A 14,452-nucleotide genomic window follows, 5' to 3' on the forward strand; every position below is an offset into this window, starting at 1 on the left:
ACGCGCTGCCCGATAAGGTGCACGGGTGTCACATTCGGCCGACCACGGCGCGGGCCGGTTCGCGCCCAGCCCATCGGGCGACCTGCATCTCGGCAACCTCCGTACCGCTGTTCTCGCCTGGCTGTTCGCACGATCCACGCAACGTCGATTCCTGGTGCGCGTCGAAGACCTCGATCGGGTACGGCCCGGAGCCGAACAGGCCCAGCTCACCGATCTCGCTGCGCTCGGTCTCGACTGGGACGGCGAGGTGGTTCACCAGTCCCGCCGCCTGCGTCTGTACGACGAGGCGATCACACGCCTCGACCGCGCCGGACTGACCTACGAGTGCTATTGCACCCGGCGCGAGATACAACAGGCCACGTCGGCGCCGCACGCACCCGCGGGCGCGTACCCGGGCACCTGCCGCTCCCTCACCGAAGCCGAACGCACCGCGAAACGCGACTCCGGTCGCCCACCGGCGATCCGGTTACGCGCCGGAGACGCGTACTACACGATCCACGATGTGCTACACGGCGACTTCACCGGAATCGTCGACGACCTGGTGTTGCGCCGCGGCGACGGCACCCCCGCCTACAACCTGGCGGTGGTGGTGGACGACGCCGACCAAGGCATCGACCAGGTGGTGCGCGGGGATGATCTGCTGAGTTCTGCACCTCGCCAGGGGTATCTGGCCTCGTTGCTGGGGCTTCCGATACCCCGCTACGCGCATGTCCCCCTCGCGTTGAACGACGAAGGAAAACGCCTGGCCAAGAGAGACGGAGCCGTCACGCTGGCAGACCGGATCGCGCTCGGAGAAACACCCGCCGACGTGCTCACGACGATCGCGGTGTCGCTGGATCTGGCCGATCCCGATGAACCGGTCACGTTGCCCCTGTTGCTCGACCGATGGGATCCGCGGCGACTGCCGAGAGATCCTTGGGTGTACCGACTTCTGTAATCACAAGATCGGAAGGGATGCATCGGGGATGGAAGCGCCGTAGCCTCACGGTGAAACCGAAAACACGTGCTCCATCCCATCCTCGAGAGGATCCGATGACGACCGGCGGTTACGACCCGAACAAGGACCCGCAGAACCAGGGCGGCGATCCCGATCCGGAATGGCCCGGGTATCCACCCAGCGGTGCAACCCCTCCTCCCGGCGGATACCCCCCTCCTTCGGGCGGGAACTATCCCCCACCTCCTCAGGGCGGCGGCTTCCCTCCGCCTCCGGGCGGAAACTACCCGCCCCCACCGGGAAGCTATCCCCCGCCACCCGGCGACTATCCCCCACCTCCGGGCGGAGACTTCGGCGGCGGTTTCGGACCGGGACCCGCTCAGCTGAGTGTGGGTGACGCGATCTCCTACGGCTGGCGCAAGTTCAGCCAGAACCCCGGCGTGTGGATCATCGTGATGCTGGTGGCCTTCGTCATCCAGGCCGTGCTCAGCTGGATCTTCAACGGGGGCAGTTTCTCCTACTCGTTCGACGACGGTGCGAGCGCATTCGGCGTCTGGTCGATCATCGGCAACCTCGTCACCGCCGTGGTCGGCTACATCATCCAGGCGGCATTCGTGCGTGGCGCGCTGAGCGAGGTCGACGGTCGCAAGCCCGCGGTCGGAACCTTCCTGCAGGTCGGCGCAGTCGGCGCCGTGATCCTTGCCGGCCTCCTCGTCGGCATCGCGACCTCCATCGGTTTGGTCCTGTGCATCCTGCCGGGACTCGTCATCGCGTTCCTGACCTGGTGGACGATGCAGTTCGTCGTCGACCGTAACCAGGATGCGATCACCGCCATCAAGTCGAGCTACAAGGCGGTCACGTCGAACGCAGGGACCCTGATCCTGCTCGCGCTGGCGCTCGTCGGCATCAACATCGTCGGCGCGCTGTTGTGCGGCCTGGGTCTGCTCGTCAGTGTTCCGGTCTCGATCATCGCCTCGACCTACGCCTACCGGATCACCACCGGAGGCCCTGTCGCTCCCTGAGCCACCGCATCGTTGCGCCCCTGTGTAGCTGCGCCACCGTATGGCTGTCCGTCACCGGAACGTTGTACGGTGGCGCAACTGCATCTTGATCACAAAAGGGAGTCATATGACATCCGGTGGATACCCACCTCCGCAGCCCAACCCGCAGAATCCGGGTTCGTACCCGGGCGGCGCTCCGCAGTACGGCAATCAGCCGGGCTTCGGGCAGCAGCCGGCGGATTACACCCAACAGTTCTCCGGACCGATCGACGGCTACCCGTCGTCGGACGGCGGCGGCCAGTACGGAGCCCCTCAGTACGGGGCACCCCACCAGGGCGGCGGTCAGTACGGCAGCTCCCAGGGCAACCAGTTCGGTGCACAGCAGCAGGGCGGTCCCCAATACGGCGCTCCGCAATACGGACAGGCCCCCGGAGGCCAACAGTTCGGCGGCCAGCAGTTCGGCGGGGTGCCCGGCTACCCGTCGCCGACACCCGGATTCGGTCCGTCGCAGCCGGGTGAGCTGCTCCCGCGCCTCGGTGCCCGCATCATCGACGGGTTGATCGTCGGCATTCCGATGGGCATCCTCACCGCGATCGTCACCTTCGGCAGCGGCAGCGGGTTCATGTCCCTGCTCATGTCGATCCTGACGGGGCTCGTTGCATTCGGGTACTGGACCTACCTCGAATCGTCGCAGGGCGCCACCTTCGGCAAGAAGCTGCTCGGACTGTCCGTGGTCGGCCCGGCCGGCGGACATCCGACGCTCGAAGAGGCAGCCAAGCGCAATGCGTTCGTCGCGCTCCAGGTACTGACCGGAATCCCCATCCTGGGATGGCTGGCAAGTCTCGCGTCGCTGGCCGCGTACATCGGCATTGCCGTGACCATCGAGAAGGACGGCACCAAGCAGGGCTTCCACGACAAGTTCGCGGGTGGCACCCGAGTCGTCAAATCCTGACACTCCTCACCAGCCCAGCGGGCTCCGTCCATCGAGGACGGGGCCCGCTGTCGTTGTCGCCGCTTTCGCGATCGATCAGCCCGGATGCTTGGATGGCCAGGTGACAAACCCAGCCGACCTCACGAAACCCGCATCCGAGCAAGTGGCCTTCGCCCGAGTGGGGCGCAGCTTCTACCCCGGAATCCTGGTGCTGTTCACCACGGTGCTGATCATCTCCAACATCACTGCGACGAAAGGCGTCGCGTTCCTCGGCGACTCCGAATTCGCTGTCGGACCGTTGCAGATCCTGCCGATCATCACCGACGGCGGGTTCTTCCTGTTCCCGCTGGCGTACATCCTCGGCGACGTGCTCAGCGAGGTATACGGGTTCGCCGCGACCCGGCGCGCGGTGCTCTTCGGGTTCGGCGCGGTCGCGCTGTCCGCCCTGTGCTTCTGGATCACGTGGTCACTGCCCGCTGCCGAGTTCTACGAGCATCAGGAGTCGTTCGAAGCCGTGCTCGGAGTGGTGCCGCGCATGCTTCTCGCAGGTCTGGCCGGGTATCTGGTCGGCCAGTTGCTCAACTCGTACGTGCTCGTGTGGATCAAGAAGCGCACGAAGGAGAAGCACCTGTGGGCACGCCTGATCGGATCGACGGTCGTCGGTGAGTTCGCCGACACGCTGATCTTCTGCGCGATCGCGGCGGGCGCGATCGGCATCTCGACGTGGTCGGATTTCGCGAACTACGTGGTGGTCGGGTTCCTGTGGAAGACGCTCGTCGAGATCGTCGTCCTGCCCCTCACGTACCGCGTCATCGCGTATGTGAAGAAGCACGAGCCGAGTTACGGCGACCGTGTGGAGGCGTAGAACCGGCCCAGTGTCTCGGCCTTGTGCTCGGCGAACCGGCCGTCGTCGATGCTGCGGCGGATATCGTCGACGAGGCGCACCGTGTACCGCTCGTTGTGGATCGTGCACAACGTGGACGCGAGCATCTCCTTCGCCTTGAACAGGTGGTGGATGTACGCGCGCGTGTAGTTCGCGCACGTGTAGCAGTCGCAGTTCTCGTCGATCGGCGTGAAATCTCGGCGGAAACGGCTCGTGTTGATGTTGAACCGTCCGTCGGGGGTGTAGATCGCAGCGTTCCGCGCGACCCGTGACGGGTTGACGCAGTCGAACGTGTCGGCGCCGTGTTCGACTGCGACGAACATGTCGTCGGGCTCACTGATCCCGAGCATGTGCCGCGGCTTGTGTTCCGGAAGTTCCTCGCTGCACCAGCGCACGATCGTGCCCAGGTTCTGCTTCTCGAGTGCCCCACCGATGCCGTAGCCGTCGAATCCGCGACCCGTCTCACCGTGAATCGATTCGAGACCACGACACGCCTGCCTGCGCAGGTCCTCGTACTGCGCGCCCTGCACCACACCGAACAACGCCTGGTACGGGCGGTGGGTGCGCTGCGCAGTGAGCTTCTCGTGCTCTGCGATGCAGCGCACCGCCCACGCCTGCGTGCGCCGCAGCGACTCTTCCTGATACCCGCGGGTGTTCATCAGGGTCGTCAGCTCGTCGAACGCAAACATGATGTCGGCACCCAGCTGATGCTGGATGCGCATCGACACCTCCGGGGTGAAGCGGTGCTTCGACCCGTCGAGATGCGACTTGAATGTCACGCCGTCGTCGTCGACCTTCGCGAGCCGTTCCTTGCCCTTCGCGATGACGTCGTCGTTCTGGACGCCCACCGACTCCATGGCGATGACCTTCTTGAACCCCACACCGAGCGACATCACCTGGAACCCGCCACTGTCGGTGAAGGTGGGACCGGGCCAGTTCATGAACGTGCCGAGCCCACCGGCTTCGTCGACGATGTCCGACCCCGGCTGCAGATACAGGTGGTAGGCGTTCGCGAGGACCGCCTGTGCCCCGAGATCGGCCATCGACTCGGGCAACACTGCCTTGACCGTCGCCTTCGTGCCGACCGCCACGAACGCCGGCGTGCGGATGTCGCCGTGCGGGGTGTGGATGGTGCCGGTGCGCCCCAATCCGTTGTCGAGACGGGTCCCGATGGTGAAGAACGGGTCGTTCGGGGCTGGCACGGCTGCGGCGGTAGTGCTGGGGTCGGTCACGTCGTCATCCAATCATGACGGCCGAGGACCGCGGCTGTCGTATGCCACGGTTCAGGGCAGCCGCACGGCGACAGCAAAGATCGCCACGCCCGCCAGCGCCAGCACCACGCCGACGGCCGCGGGAGCCGTGTATCCGAAGCCTGCCGCGATGACGGCTCCACCGATCCACGCACCGAACGCATTCGCGAGGTTGAACGCCGCGTGGTGGAGCGACGCCGCGAGTGTCTGCGCGTCCTCCGCGACATCCATCAACCGGACCTGCAGACCCGGACCCACTGCGGCGCAGCCCGCACCGAGCAGGAACACCAGCAGTAGCGCCGTATAGGGGTTGTGCGCTGCCGCGACGAACACCGCCAGCAGCACGGCGAGCGACGTCACCGTCATGAAAATTCCCGGCACCAGAGCACGATCGGCGAGCCGGCCGCCGACGAGGTTTCCGACGACCATCCCGATCCCGAACAGCATCAGCGCAACGGGGACCAGCGACTTCGACAACCCTGCGACGTCGGTCAGCGTCGTGCTGATGTAGGTGTAGACCGCGAACACACCGCCGAAGCCGATGACCGCCACCGCGAGCGTCAACCACACCTGCCTGCGCCTCAGGGCTCCGAGTTCGACCCGCACACTCGTGGTGGGGATCGACAGCGACGGCACCCACATCGCAATCGCTGCGACGGTCACCGCGCCGATCACCGCGACCAGGACGAACGCCGAACGCCACCCCAGCGCCATTCCCAGCCACGACGCTGCCGGCACCCCGACGACGTTGGCCACAGACAGACCCATCATCACCAGCGACACCGCCCGAGCGCGCTGCCCCTTCTCAGCGAGATGCGCCGCGACCAGCGCCGCGACACCGAAGTACGCGCCGTGTGGAAGTCCCGCGAGGAACCGGGACGCGACGAGCAGCTCGTAGTTCGGTGCCAGCACCGTCGCCGCGTTGCCGAGGGTGAACGCGATCATGAGTGCGATCAACAGCGTCTTGCGTGGCAGTCCGGCGCCGATCACTGCGATCAGTGGAGCTCCGACGACGACACCTGCCGCGTACGCCGACACCACGTGTCCGGCGGTGGGTTCGGAGATGCCGAGCCCGGACGCGATGTCGGGCAGCAGACCCATCGCGACGAACTCGGTCGTTCCGATTCCGAACGAACCCAGCGCAAGCGCCCACATCACCCAGGCCCGTCGCGGGTGGGTGGTGGTTGTCGTGCGGGCCGTGTCCGGGGTCGTGGATGCAGCGCTTGGTGGACGGTCGGAAGCCGTGGTGGTCATGCAGGAGGAACCTTCGATTGTGCGAGTCGCAGGAGCCGGTCCGTCCGCGGACCGGGCAAGCCTCCATTGTCCTGTGCCTGCGCCCCGTCGACGACTCCGGACGGCGTGAGTTACGCCATGCGATGCACCATCGATCCGGGCACTACCAATCCGCGCCTGCACGCTCCGACACGAGCAGCCGGAGGGTGCCGTCGTCGATCCGGTATCGGCTCATCGTCGACAGGGACGGCGCGTACACGTGGACGCTGACGGCGGGAGTGTCCGACTCGTTCGTCACCTCGTGAATGTGGTGGGCACCGAATCCCCGAACCTCACCGGATCGAATTTTGTTCTCCACCAACGATATATGAGATCCGAGCAGATTCGAGTCGGCAGGCACGTGCACAGTGGTCTCGGTGAGCACCCCCTGTGCCACTGCGAAGGCACCTGCGCTGCCGCCATGATCGTGGATCTCCGTCCGCTGACCGGGGAGCCATGTGAGTAACCACACCTCGCGGTTGTCGGCGACGGTCAGCCGGGTGTACCAGCGCTCCTGCTCGTCGAATCGAACAACCGATAGCCATCGGTCGGGATCGCGTGCGATCTGCAGCGCGAGGGAGGTGAGATCGAGGTCGGCACGGATGGGCAGGTCTGGCTGAGTGAGCATTGCGAACTTCCTGAAATCGGGGCACAGATGTACCCGGGCAGAGGAGAGGGCGATTTCAGCGACAACAGTGCAGTCGCGCGTCGTCGGCACGGGTCGAGACCGTGCAGAGACCGCGGTGCGCGTTCGCCGGAAAGTTCACGCAGACCATGTCACCGGTTACGGAACCGCAGGTCAAGAGTTTCGCTCACAGCCATTCGAAAAGAATCGTGCCGGGTTGCCCGTGCGCAATCGCACGCCGGCGGAACCACCGAGAGCGAGCGGTGCCGCGTAGGGGCGATCGGACCCGAGCAACACACGGTCTTCGCCCAGACGGTCCATCACCGTCGCGACGATCTCGCGCCCGTACGACGACGTCTCCACATACACACCCGGCGCGGGCACACCCGCGGGCCCGCCGCGGGCGGCCATCCGATCGGCGTGCAGTGGGGCCAGGCCCGCGAGCATGGCGAACAGTACCCGCAGCCTCGGGAATCGGCGCGCACCGAATTCGTGCCATCCGAACCACGCGGTGTGCATCTGGCCGACGTAGGACACCATCGCCGGCCACCACGCCGGCGCACCGGGTGCCGCCGCCGGACCGGGGTGAACGAACAGCGGTGCGCCCGCGCGCTCGAGTTCCTCCAGCAACGGCGCGCATCGGTCGAGCCCCGCCGGATCGGCCACGGCTGTGGCCGGTATCTGCAGGCCGACACAACCGGCTGCGAGCACGTCGCGCAGCATCCGGGGGTCGGGCTCTTCGATATTCGCGGCGGCCCACACCCCGAACGGGCCCGGTAGCGCCAGCGCACCCTCGTGGTAGGCGTCGAGGAGCGGCCCGGATTCTTCCGCGGGCAGCCTCTCGATTCCGAGCGCGCTCGACATGGACACCAGAGCGAGGTCGATTCCGTCCCGAACGGTCAGGGCAGCCCTCGCCGGGACCGAATGGTCCGCGGGGTCGACCTGATACGGCAGTTCACCGGACAGATGCAGTGTCCAGCCGTCGAGACGAGGCGGGTTGCTGCGGTCGCGGAGGGCATCGACGAACGACGAGGGCCACAGGTGCTGGTGTACGTCGACGCGCGGTCGTCGCTTCATGTGCTCCAGCGTTGTCTCCCCACCGTCTCCGGTCAACACCGTCCCGAGTCGACACCGTCCCGAGGCAACGCTCCCTCGCAGCAACCGTTCAGGTCAGGACGGGCGTCTCGACTCGCGCCGACCTCCGGGCTTCGACTCTCCGGGCCACGATCTTGCCGATCTCGTCGACCCACAACACCGTGGATCCGACCGCGACTGCGAGCGCCCATTGTTGTGACGTCAGTGAGGTGGTGTCGAAGAATCCCTGCAGCACGCTCATCTGCACCACGCAGATCTGCAACACGATGACCGCGACGATCGCGATCCAGATCGTGTGATTGGTCAGCGTCCGCATCGAGAACACCGAGCCGAGGTCGGACCGCACGTTGAACAGATTGAATACCTGGTAGAAGACGAACGTCGTGAACGCGAGTGTGGTCGCGAACAGCGGGTCGGAAGCACTGTCGGGGAACAATTCCGGGCCGTAGTAGAGGACCACGATCGTGCCTACCGTCATCAGCACACCGAGCCCGAGGATCCGCTGCACACGATCCCGGGTGAGCAGTGCCTCCTTCACCGGTCGCGGTGGCCGCTTCATGGCATCCGGGTCGGTGGGGTCGACTCCGAGTGCGAGCGCGGGTGGTCCGTCCATGATGATGTTCACCCACAGGATCTGCAGGGCGGTGAACGGTGCCCCGCCGGCCAGCCCGAGCACACCGGCGGTGAGGAAGATCAGCACGAAACCCCATGCCGTGGTGAGCTGGAATTTCACGAACTTGACGATGTTGTCGTAGATCCCGCGGCCCTCCGACACCGCCGCGACGATGGTCGCGAAGTTGTCGTCGGTGAGGATCATGTTCGCAGCGCCCTTGGAGACGTCGGTGCCGGTGATGCCCATGGCGACGCCGATGTCGGACTGTTCGAGCGCGGGTGCGTCGTTGACACCGTCGCCGGTCATCGCGACGATCTGACCGTCGGACTGCAGCGCCTTGACGAACCGTATCTTGTGTTCGGGTGCCACGCGGGCGAGGACGCCGAATTGTGCTGCTTGCTCCCGGAATTCGTCGTCGTCGAGGGAATCGAGGTCGGCTCCGGCCGCAGCCTTGCCGTGGATGCCCAGCTCGCCCGCGATCGCCGACGCGGTGACCAGGTGGTCGCCCGTGATCATGTGCACGGCGATACCCGCACCGTGTGCCACCTCGATGGCGTCCTTCGCTTCGGGGCGTGGAGGGTCCACGATGCCGACGATCGCGTACACGGTCAGGTCGGACACACTGTCCTGAAGCGCATCCGCATCTCCCCGTGGCACCGCGTCGAGTGCGCGACCGGCGATCATGAGGGTACGAAGACCCTCGGACGCGAGGTCGTCGACCGCCTGACGGATCCGAGTGCGCGCGGCGTCGTCGATCCGGATCGGGCCGTCATCGCCGAGAGTGGTCGACGCACGTTCCAGCAGGACGCCCGGGGCGCCCTTCGCGAAGCACCGGTAGCCGCCGCTCGGGAGGGCGTGGAAGGTCGCCATGTACTTGTAGTCCGAGTCGAACGGCACTTCCTCGATCCGGGCCAGAGCAGCACGGCTGCCCTCGACGTCGATGCCGCCCTTCTCTGCCAGCACCACGAGCGCGCCCTCGGTGGGGTCGCCGACGAGGGTGCCATCGCGCACGGTCGCGTCGTTGCACATGGCCATGCCCAGCAGCGCGTCGGTGAGGTCGGGTGCGGGCATTCCGTCGCCGACGAGGATCTTGCCGTCGGTTCCGTAACCGGTGCCGGTGACGCGGAAGTTGCGCCCGTGCACCAGCAGCCGCCGCACCGTCATCTCGTTGAGGGTCAGCGTCCCGGTCTTGTCGGTCGCGATGTGGGTGGTGCTTCCGAGCGTTTCGACGGCCGCGAGTTGTTTGACGATCGCGCCGCGCGCCGCGAGCCGCGACGCACCCATCGCAAGGGTGAATGCGACGACCGCGGTGAGCCCTTCCGGGATGGTCGCGACCGCGAGCGACACGGCGGTGACGAGGAGTTCGGACCACGTCTGTCCGCGCAGCAGACCGAGCACGAATACCAGCGCGACCGTGATGATCGCGATGATGGTGAGGGTCTGTGCGAGCTGGCCGATGCGGCGCTGCAGCGGGGTCTGTTCCACACCGGCTGCACCGAGGAGCGCGGCGATCGCGCCCATCTCGGTGCGCATTCCGGTGTCGGTGACGATCATCGAGGCGCGTCCGCGGGTCACCTCGGTGTTCATGAACAACATGTCGTGGCGGTCGCCGAGTGGAGCGTGCGGATCGTCGACAGGATCGACGGTCTTGTCGACGGGCTGCGATTCGCCGGTGAGTGCAGCCTCGGCCACCTGGAGTCGCACCGCGGCGACGAGGCGGCCGTCGGCAGGCACCGAGTCGCCGGCCTCGAGCTGGACGATGTCGCCGGGGACGAGATCAGCGCGGGGCAGTTCGACACCGCGACCGTCGCGCAAGACCCGCGTGGTCGACACCGACATCTGTTTCAGTGCCTGCAGGCTGTTCTCGGCTCGGGCTTCCTGCACGTAGTTGAGGACGGTGTTGAGGACGATGACCGCGAAGATGACGACGGGGGTTTCCCACTCCCGCGACACGGTCGCGCTGACGACGGCCGCGACGACGAGAACGAGCGTCATCTTGTCGGCGAGCAACGACAGCATTTTCCGCCACGCGGGGATGCTCTTGGCCTCGTCGAGGAGGTTCGGCCCGTACTCCGCACGGCGGCGCTCCACTTCGCCTGCGGTCAGGCCCCGATCCGGGGCGACGTCGAAGGCCTCGGCGACGTCGTCGGCGGCGCGGGTGTGCCACCTCGACACGGTCTCGACTGTCATCGATACTCCGATCCACGTGCGCGGGTGGGTCGTTCTCACCGTAACGGCAGGTGGTACTCCTGCGCCGGGCGTACGTTCATGATGTGCTGGAGGGGAAGCATCGAAGTTTCGAGGAGGAGCACCGATGAGCGAGTTCCCGGAATCCGATCGGCCCGTCGTTCGCCTGTCCGAGGAACAGGCCTGGGAGCGACTCGCGTCCGCGAAGGTGGGACGCCTCGTCACCGTCGTGGGTGATCGCCCCGAGATCTATCCCGTCAACTATGTGGTGACGGACGGCAAGGTGTACTTCCGCACCGGAGAGGGGAGCAAACTGTCCGAACTGGCCGTCCACCCGAACGTGGCGTTCCAGGTCGATCACATCCACGAGGACACCGCGTGGAGCATCGTCGTGCACGGCAGCGCCCATGTGCTGCGGAGCTTCGACGATGCCGCGAAGATCGATGCGCTGGGCCTGACCCCGTGGGTTCCGACGCCGAAGTACGACTACGTCGAGATCCGGGCAGCGGAAGTCACCGGGCTGCAGTACAACCTCGTCAAGAACTGACACGACGGTGGTCTCGGCGCAGTCGCATCGGCTGCTCATGCGGTTCATGTGGTTGTCGGTCGCGGCGGCACTGGCCACGATGGCCCTGAAATCGCTCGCTGCGTGGTTGACGGGATCGGTCGGTCTGCTTTCCGATGCCCTGGAGTCCGGCGTCAATCTGGTGGCGGCGATCGTGGGTCTGCTCGCGTTGCGCCTGGCCGCGAAACCGGCCGACTTCAACCACGATTTCGGCCACGGCAAGGCCGAGTATCTGTCGGCCGCCGTCGAGGGCACGATGATCTTCGCGGCCGCGACCGCAATCCTGTGGACGTCGATCGACCGACTGCTGTCACCGCAGCCGGTCGAGGAGGCCGGTCTCGGTCTCGCGCTGTCGGCCGGGTCGTCCGTGATCAATCTGGCGGTCGGGATGGTGCTGATCCGCGAGGGCAGGAAACACCGGTCGATCACTCTGGTGGCCGACGGCAAACACCTGCTCACCGACGTGTGGACGTCGGCCGGGGTGCTGGCGGGTGTCGCGCTGGTCGCGATATCCGGGTGGGACGTGCTCGACCCGATCGTGGCGATCGTGGTGGCGCTGAACATCCTGCGCATCGGGTACGGATTGGTGAAACAGTCCGTCGTGGGCATGCTCGATGCCGCGCTCCCCACCGAGGATGTCGCCGTGGTGAACGCGGTGCTCGACCGGTACCGCGCGTCGGAGCCGGTGGAGTTCCTACCGCCTCGCACGCGTGAGTCCGGACGCCAGCGTTTCGTGTATCTGACGGTGCGGGCGCCGGGCGACTGGTCGGTGCGTGCCGGGCACGATCTGCTCGACCGGCTCGAAGCCGATCTTCAGGACGCGTTGCCCGGGGTGACGGTGTTCACCCACCTCGAGCCCCTGGGCTACCGGAAGCGTGGCACTGCTCCGAGCGCATAGCACGACCGTCAGGAGGACACCACGAGTCCGGCGCCGAGGCCGAGCATCAGGACCGCGACGCCACCGTCGAGAATCCGCCAGGATCCTGGCTTGGCGAACCAGTTGCGCAGATAGCGCGCGCCGTATCCGAGAGCGACGAACCACACGCCGCTCGCAGCGATGGCACCCGCACCGAACCACCAGCGACCCGGATTTCCGTAGTGGTTGGCGACGGATCCGAGCATGAGCACGGTGTCGAGATAGGTGTGGGGATTGAGCCACGTCAATGCCAGACAGGTCAGTAACGCCGCACCGATGGTGACGGCGCCGCCCGGCGCCGCGGACAGCGCCGACGGCCGCAGTGCCCGCCGCGCGGCGAGCAGCCCATATCCGATGAGGAAAGCGGCTCCTGCCCAACGGATCACATCGATGACGCCGGGTGCGTGATCGAGGATCGTCGCAATTCCTGCGATACCCGCCGTGATGAGGAGCGCATCGGAGATCGCGCACACTGCGATCACGGGCAGCACGTGTCGTCGCGCAATGGCCATGCGCAGAACGAACGCGTTCTGCGCACCGATCGCGACGATGAGTGACAGACCTGTGACGAAGCCGGCGGCGAGAAGGGACATGCGTTCCACGCTAGGAATCCGGCGATCATTAGAACAATTGATTCAGCTAACGCTGCATTAGAGTTGCTTCATATGGACGTCGACTTCTCCCAACTGCGGACCTTCGCGGCAGTCCTCGACGAAGGCACCTTCGACGGAGCTGCTGCGGTCCTGCGGATCACGCCGTCGGCGGTGAGCCAGCGCATCAAGACCCTCGAACAGCACGTGGGCCAGGTCCTGCTGCGCCGCACCCGTCCCGTGTCCGCCACTCCGTCCGGCGTAGTGGTGATGCGTCTGGCTCGGCAGGTCGCGCGACTCGAACAGGACACCTCCGAAGAACTCGGATTCACTGCCGATGAACACAGCTACGTGACAATTCCTCTTGTGGTCAATGCCGACTCGATGTCCACGTGGATGCTGCGCGCGCTTGCACGCATGCCGGTCCGCCACCGCGCGCTGTTCGAACTGCACCGCGAGGACGAATACCACTCCACTGCGCTGCTCCGCGACGGCACCGCGATGGCTGCGGTGACCTCCGTGCCCGAACCCGTGCAGGGCTGCACCTCCGAGGAACTCGGATCGATGCGGTATCACGCGATGGCCAGTGTCGACTTCGCCGAGCGATGGTTTCCCGACGGCATGTCCGCGGAGGAGCTGCAGAATGCACCGATGCTGACCTTCGACCGCAAGGACGATATGCAGGATCGATTCCTGCGCAAGCGAACCCGTCGCCGGATCACGGCACCCCGCAACTACGTGCCCGGGGCACTCGAATTCGTCGATGCCGCGCGCCTCGGACTCGGCTGGGGCATGCTTCCTGATCCGATGCTCACCGACAGCACCGATCTCGTGAACCTCGCCCCCGACCACCCACTCGACGTCCCGCTGCACTGGCAGCGCTGGAGACTGGACTCCCCCGTGCTCGACGCCCTCACCGCGGCGGTCCGTCGCACGGCGCGGGAAGTGCTACGTCAGCCGTAGGATTCGACTACACACGATTCCGGGGAGGCGAACGACATGACAGACCGGCCCGACGAACATGATCTGCGATTGAGCGACGACGAACGGCTGCATGCCTTGAACGTCATCAGTGAGCACTTCGCGGCGGGGCGGCTGGATGCCGACGAATTCTACGAGCGTTCCGGCGAGATCGCGGCTGCCCGCGCGCTCGACCCCCTCCGCAATGCATTCCGCGGACTTCCTGGAGGCGCACCGCTGGAAGTGGTCGACAACCGGATCCGGAAGGTGTCGACCGAGATCGCCGAGACCACGCCCGTCGGTACTCCGTCACGCAGCGCCGAGACAGAACTGTCGTCTCTCCTCCGGCGAGGAAATCTGGTCGAATCCCTCGACTGGGTGATCATCGGCATCACCCTCGTGACGTTCCTCGTACTGAACAATGTGTTCGATTGGGACCACGCCTGGCTGGTCTGGCCCAGCCTCATCGTGACCCTGGGACTGCCTCGATTGATCTTCAACTACAGCGACTCCGATGAGGAGCTCTACGAAGAGTTGAAAGAATCCGAGAACGAAGAGCGCAAGAAACGGTTGAAGCAGGCTGCGGACCGGATCAAGCAGCTCGAGAGCAACGACCGCGACAACTGATGG

At 66.0% G+C, this 14,452-nt stretch carries 14 protein-coding genes; 8 read left to right on the forward strand and 6 right to left on the reverse strand.

Annotation, left to right across the window (positions count from 1 at the left end; translation table 11 throughout):
* Positions 1-25: 25 nt before the first annotated feature.
* The 4 genes from gluQRS (at position 26) to Q7514_RS28020 (ending at position 3,731) form a co-directional block, all read left to right on the forward strand.
* On the forward strand, positions 26-937 hold the full coding sequence (gene gluQRS / locus Q7514_RS28005; protein WP_330136524.1) for a tRNA glutamyl-Q(34) synthetase GluQRS: 912 nt from the start codon (positions 26-28) through the stop codon (positions 935-937).
* A gap of 95 nt (positions 938-1,032) precedes the next feature.
* Complete coding sequence (locus tag Q7514_RS28010; RefSeq protein ID WP_330136525.1) at positions 1,033-1,956, forward strand: DUF2189 domain-containing protein; 924 nt, start codon at positions 1,033-1,035, stop codon at positions 1,954-1,956.
* 106 nt (positions 1,957-2,062) lie between these two features.
* Positions 2,063-2,887 (forward strand): RDD family protein, encoded by an 825-nt coding sequence (locus tag Q7514_RS28015; protein ID WP_330136526.1) that lies wholly within the window; start codon positions 2,063-2,065, stop codon positions 2,885-2,887.
* A 100-nt stretch (positions 2,888-2,987) separates the two neighbouring features.
* On the forward strand, positions 2,988-3,731 hold the full coding sequence (locus tag Q7514_RS28020) for a queuosine precursor transporter (RefSeq protein WP_330136527.1): 744 nt from the start codon (positions 2,988-2,990) through the stop codon (positions 3,729-3,731).
* Here Q7514_RS28020 and tgt read toward each other — a convergent pair.
* From tgt to Q7514_RS28045, 5 genes are all read right to left on the reverse strand, one after another.
* On the reverse strand, positions 3,707-4,981 hold the full coding sequence (gene tgt / locus Q7514_RS28025; RefSeq protein WP_330136528.1) for a tRNA guanosine(34) transglycosylase Tgt: 1,275 nt from the start codon (positions 4,979-4,981) through the stop codon (positions 3,707-3,709). The genes Q7514_RS28020 and tgt overlap by 25 nt on opposite strands.
* Positions 4,982-5,032: 51 nt before the next feature.
* Positions 5,033-6,154, reverse strand: coding sequence for an MFS transporter (locus tag Q7514_RS28030; protein WP_330136563.1), 1,122 nt, complete (start codon positions 6,152-6,154; stop codon positions 5,033-5,035).
* A 241-nt stretch (positions 6,155-6,395) separates the two neighbouring features.
* The gene (locus Q7514_RS28035) at positions 6,396-6,899 is read right to left on the reverse strand and encodes a cysteine dioxygenase (protein WP_330136529.1); all 504 of its coding nucleotides are present in this window, start codon (positions 6,897-6,899) and stop codon (positions 6,396-6,398) included.
* Between the two features lie 171 nt (positions 6,900-7,070).
* Positions 7,071-7,973 (reverse strand): amidohydrolase family protein, encoded by a 903-nt coding sequence (locus tag Q7514_RS28040; RefSeq protein WP_330136530.1) that lies wholly within the window; start codon positions 7,971-7,973, stop codon positions 7,071-7,073.
* 88 nt (positions 7,974-8,061) lie between these two features.
* Positions 8,062-10,794 carry a calcium-translocating P-type ATPase, PMCA-type gene (locus Q7514_RS28045; RefSeq protein WP_330136531.1) on the reverse strand — a complete coding sequence of 911 codons (2,733 nt, stop codon included), beginning with the start codon at positions 10,792-10,794 and terminating at the stop codon, positions 8,062-8,064.
* Positions 10,795-10,918: 124 nt separating this feature from the next.
* On the opposite strand from Q7514_RS28045, the gene Q7514_RS28050 reads away from it, so the two are divergent.
* Both Q7514_RS28050 and Q7514_RS28055 read left to right on the forward strand, forming a co-directional pair.
* A complete protein-coding gene (locus Q7514_RS28050; RefSeq protein ID WP_330136532.1) occupies positions 10,919-11,338 on the forward strand; it encodes a pyridoxamine 5'-phosphate oxidase family protein in 420 nt (139 codons plus the stop codon).
* A 37-nt stretch (positions 11,339-11,375) separates the two neighbouring features.
* Entirely contained in the window at positions 11,376-12,254 is an 879-nt protein-coding gene (locus Q7514_RS28055; protein WP_330136564.1) for a cation diffusion facilitator family transporter, read from the forward strand.
* A gap of 8 nt (positions 12,255-12,262) precedes the next feature.
* On the opposite strand, the gene Q7514_RS28060 is transcribed toward Q7514_RS28055, so the two are convergent.
* On the reverse strand, positions 12,263-12,865 hold the full coding sequence (locus Q7514_RS28060; RefSeq protein ID WP_330136533.1) for a LysE/ArgO family amino acid transporter: 603 nt from the start codon (positions 12,863-12,865) through the stop codon (positions 12,263-12,265).
* Between the two features lie 72 nt (positions 12,866-12,937).
* Here Q7514_RS28060 and Q7514_RS28065 point away from each other — a divergent pair, with 72 nt between their 5' ends.
* Complete coding sequence (locus tag Q7514_RS28065; RefSeq protein WP_330136534.1) at positions 12,938-13,825, forward strand: LysR family transcriptional regulator ArgP; 888 nt, start codon at positions 12,938-12,940, stop codon at positions 13,823-13,825.
* A gap of 36 nt (positions 13,826-13,861) precedes the next feature.
* The gene (locus Q7514_RS28070) at positions 13,862-14,449 is read left to right on the forward strand and encodes a DUF1707 SHOCT-like domain-containing protein (protein WP_330136535.1); all 588 of its coding nucleotides are present in this window, start codon (positions 13,862-13,864) and stop codon (positions 14,447-14,449) included.
* The last annotated feature ends 3 nt before the right edge of the window (positions 14,450-14,452 follow it).

The organism is Rhodococcus artemisiae (assembly GCF_036327795.1).
GTDB classification, from domain to species: domain Bacteria; phylum Actinomycetota; class Actinomycetes; order Mycobacteriales; family Mycobacteriaceae; genus Rhodococcus; species Rhodococcus artemisiae.